The sequence below is a fragment of the Corallococcus carmarthensis genome, from assembly GCF_003611695.1.
Taxonomy (GTDB): Bacteria; Myxococcota; Myxococcia; order Myxococcales; family Myxococcaceae; genus Corallococcus; species Corallococcus carmarthensis.
Genome location: NZ_RAWE01000385.1, coordinates 1 through 4,268, shown reverse-complemented (window position 1 = coordinate 4,268; position 4,268 = coordinate 1). Strand labels below are relative to the sequence as shown.

Here is a 4,268-nt window from a genome sequence, read left to right as displayed (position 1 = left end):
CCCCCGCCCCGTCCGCTTCGACGTGGAGAGCGACCCCCCGGGCGCGGAGGTGAAGCTCAACGGCAGGGTTCGCGGCAATACCCCGCTGGTCATCAACCACACCCCGGACACGCCGGGCCTCGCGGACGTGGAGGTGTCGTTCGCGATGGACGGCTACCAGACCGTGAGCAAGACCTACTCGGGTGAGCCGGGCACCACCGTCAACGTCTCCATCAAGCTTCCGCGCATCAAGAAGCAGGGACCGAAGCCCACCAAGGCTCCGGGTTCCTCGTACAAGGACGATCCGTACCAGTGAATCCCCCGACAGCCTTCCGACGTGGAGCGCTCCTCGCGCTGTGTCTTTGCGCGACCGAGGCCCTGGCGGACGCGCGCCTCGAAGCGCGCCGCCACTTCCGCAACGGCATGAACCTCATCGAGCAGAAGCAGTTCGATGAAGGCATCGCCGAGCTTGAAGAGGCCTACAACATCAAGCCGCACCCCAGCGTCCTCTACAACATCGCCCGGGCATACCAGGACGCGGGCCGGCTGGACGAAGCGCTGGACGCCTACAAGCGCTACCTGGCCTCCAACCCGCCGGACGCCACCAACGTGCAGGCCCAGGTGACGCGCCTGGAGTCCACCCTCCAGGCGGCCCAGGCGGAGGCCCCCGTTCCCGGCACGCAGAGCGGCACGCCGGGCACCGGCTCCACGTCCAGCCTGCCCATGCCCCCGCCGCCCCCCACGAGCATCCAGGCCCAGCAGCAGCTGGCCTCGCTCATGGAGCGGCTGGAGAAGGCCGTCAACCGCGCGGAGTCGCTCACCGCCCAGCCCCAGGCCCCGCAGCAGCCCGCGGCCACGCCCGGCCCCACCGCCTCCAGCGGCAGCGCCGAGTCCGGTGACACCTCTGGCGACCAGGGCCTGGTGCCCTACGAAGAGCGCGTGGTGACGGCGAGCCGCCGCGCCCAGTCCTCGCTGGAAGCGCCCAACGCCACCACCGTCATCACCGCGGAGGACATCCGCCTGTCGGGTGCCACCACGCTGCCGGAGCTCTTGCGCCGCGTGCCCGGCGCGGACGTGATGGCCATGGGCGTGGGCAGCGCCAACGTCAGCCTGCGTGGCTTCAACCAGCGCCTGGCCAACAAGGTGCTGGTGCTGGTGGACGGCCGCACCGAGTACCAGGACTTCCTCGGTCTCACGGTGTGGGCGGGATTGCCCATCGGCCTGGAGGAGATCGACCGCATCGAGGTCATCCGCGGTCCGGGCAGCGCGCTGTACGGCGCCAACGCGATGCTGGGCGTCATCAACATCATCACCCAGGCCCCCGGCACCGGCCGGCGCGCGCGCTTCGGCGCCATGGCGGGTGGCGGCAACACCGTGCAGGGCTCCTTCGTCAGCCACGGACAGAACGGCGCCCTGCGCTACCGCGCGTCCGCCGCCTACCGGCAGGAGGACAAGTGGAGCCGCGACTACGAGAGCGGCCGTCCGGACTTCGCCCTGGAGGGGCCCGCGGATCCGGACCTGGGGCAGCGCGGCGCTCGCGCCAACCTGTCCACCGTGTACTCGTTCGAGGAGGGCCGCGCGATCGGCCTCTCCGGCGGAGTGCACCGCTACCTCACGGAAATCTATCCGCTGGGCCTCCTGCGCAACTACTACATCGACGGCCTGGGCGCGTACGCCAAGGCCGACGTGGAGCTGGGCGCGGTGAAGCTCAAGGCGTTCTGGAACCACCTGTCCGGTGACGCGGGCCCGCAGTACGAGGCCATTGGCCAGCGCTCGCTGACCACCAGCGTCGCGTCCAACGTCTTCAACGGCGAGGCGCTGTACGCGCGCAGCTTCGAATTGGCCGGTGAGCACCAGGTGAACATCGGCGTGGAGGGCCGCCTGAAGCGCGTGGCCTTCCAGTACCTGGACGGCCTGCGCGAGGAGTTCCACGCGGCGGCCTTCGTCCAGGACGAGTGGCGCATCGTGCAGCCCCTGCGCCTCATCGTCAGCTACCGCGTGGACCGCCACCCGCTGCTCGACAAGGGCAAGCCGGGCATCGCGCAGTCGCCGCGCCTGTCCGCGGTGTTCCAGCCCATTGAAGGGCACGCCTTCCGCGCGTCCGTGGCCACCGCCTTCCGCGAGCCCACGTTCCTGGAGAGCTACACCCGGCTGCCCGTGCCCGTGCCGGGCGTCAACGGCGTGAGCCTGCTGACCACCGGCAACCAGACGCTGCGCCCCGAGCGCCTCAACGCGCTGGAACTGGGCTGGCGCGGTGAGTCCCCGCGCCTGGGTCTGGACTGGGACGTGGCCCTCTACCAGAACACGGTGAAGGACCTCATCGCGCTGTCGCCCGTGCAGCCGCTGCCCGCCGGAGAGTCCTACGACAGCGGCACCGGCAGCTACCTGCTGGGCCGCTCGCTGTTCACCAACGAGGCCGCCATCTACACCGCGCGCGGCGTCGAAGCGGGCATCAACGTGTCCCCCATCGACGGCCTGGGCGTGAAGGCGAGCGCCGCGTACCAGCACATCAGCTCCGACATGCCGGACGAGGGCCAGTGCGGCACGTGCAGCCAGACGCCGGCGTTCCGGCTCTTCGGCGGCGTCACCTACCGCACGCGCACGGACCTGGAGTTCGGCATCGACGCGGCGTTCACGTCCTCCACCACCTGGGTGGAGCGCGAGCCCTCCGCGTCCGACCCGACGCGCGTGGACCTGATCGCCAACAACCTCGCCGCCTACACCGTCGTCAACGCCCGCGTGGGCTACACCGTGGTGAAGGACACCGTCTCCGTGGCGCTGCAGGGCAGCCAGCTCGGCGGCAGCCACTCGGAGCATCCCTTCGGCAACCGCATCGAGCGGCGCGTGTTCGCGAACCTCACGGTGACCCCATGAAGCGCCCCCTTTCGTTCCTCGCCTTCGCGCTCGCGTCGCTGCTGACGGGCGGCTGTGATGCCCCGGACGTGGTGCCCACCGCGGACGGCCGCCAGCACACGCGCTCCGCCCGCATCGAGGGCAGCCTCGTGGTGCAGTCGCGCGCCCGCGGCAACGCCGTCGTGTTCCTCTACGACGCGGCCAACCCGCCGCCGCCCGCGGGCTCCGGCCGCCCGCTGGCCTTCACCATCGTCACCGCCGCGGAGCTGTTCGGCGCGTCCATGGGGGACAACTCCACGGGCCCGTTCACCGCGCCGTTCGCGCTGAGCCTCGTGGATCCGGGCCGCTACCTGCTGCGCGGCTTCATCGACACGGACACCTGCCGCAGCCTGCCGCAGCCCTGCCACGTGTCCGACTTCAATCCCTGGTACGGCGTCACCTCCGAGCCCAACGCGGGCGACGTGGGCGGCGGCTCGGTGGACCCCACCAACGGCGCCACGCGCATCCTGGAGGTGACGGCGGACGCGGACGGCTGGCCCCAGCCGCTCACCGGCGTCTCCGTGTCCTTCGCGGACTCCGCGACCGTGCCCTTCGACCGGCCCGCCTTCCAGACCGCGGATGCGCGCGAGTTCAACACCGCGACCACGCCCACGAAGCTGCTGACGCTCACGCCGCAGCTGCTCACCGGCGCGGTGGACCAGCGGGCCCCCGGAGCCGGTTCTGGCGGCTTCTGGGTGCAGTTGGTGGACGCCAACAAGGACGGCGTCCCTGACGACGCCAACGGCGACGGCGTGCCGGACTTCTGGCCGCGCGTCATCGTGCGCAAGCTGGCGGAAGGCGTGACGGGCTACGTCGACGAGAACGACCTCAACCGCGACGGCGTGGTGGACGCCGAGGGCGTGGACTACGCGCGCGCCAACGGCGGCAAGGACGGCAAGCCAGACGTCACGGTGCTGGCGGCCGGCCTGGTGCCTGATCCCCTGCTCGCCGCCCTGCTCGATGCCCAGGGGCAGCCCCGCCCGCAGCCCGTCTTCGTCCCGCAGCTGCTGGTGGCCATCCGCCCGCTGGCGCTGGACGCGCGCGACCCCGCCGCGCCCGCGCCGCTCGCGGCCGTGCCCCCGGGTCGCTACAGCGTCACCCTGCTGCAGTCCACGGGGCAGACGTGGCGGCTGCCCAACGACCTGGACCCGGCGCTCGCCGAGGCCGCGGGGCTGCCGGGCGTGCAGTCCCAGGCCTTCGTGCTGGAGGTGCACTGAGGTCGTTTCCGCCCTCCTGAAATCGCGGCGCGGCGCCCTGGGTTGCTTTGACTTCGCAGGGCCCATCCGCGACCATGGAGGGGTGCTGCTGGAGGCGTTCCCCCCTCCGTGAGGTTCTGATTCCGATGAAGGCCGGCCCTCTCTCCGCCCCCGAAACCGCGCCCTCCCGTCCCACGGGGA

The 4,268-nt window shown here is 71.5% G+C and carries 3 protein-coding genes; all 3 read left to right on the top strand.

Annotated features, from left to right (window positions below; translation table 11 throughout):
* A partial coding sequence (locus D7X32_RS43425) for a PEGA domain-containing protein (RefSeq protein ID WP_120608344.1) occupies window positions 1-295 on the top strand: 295 nt, incomplete at its 5' end.
* Window positions 292-2,853, top strand: a complete 2,562-nt coding sequence (locus tag D7X32_RS43420; RefSeq protein WP_208752742.1) for a TonB-dependent receptor domain-containing protein — start codon at window positions 292-294, stop codon at window positions 2,851-2,853. The genes D7X32_RS43425 and D7X32_RS43420, both read left to right, overlap by 4 nt.
* Window positions 2,850-4,088, top strand: coding sequence for a hypothetical protein (locus D7X32_RS43415; protein ID WP_120608342.1), 1,239 nt, complete (start codon window positions 2,850-2,852; stop codon window positions 4,086-4,088). Before D7X32_RS43420 ends, D7X32_RS43415 begins: the two co-directional genes overlap by 4 nt.
* The last annotated feature ends 180 nt before the right edge of the window (window positions 4,089-4,268 follow it).

What these genes read in the sequence shown, in the direction of transcription:
- D7X32_RS43415 (WP_120608342.1), top strand. Translation starts at nt 2,850, where the DNA reads ATGAAGCGCCCCCTTTCGTTCCTCGCCTTCGCGCTCGCGTCGCTGCTG.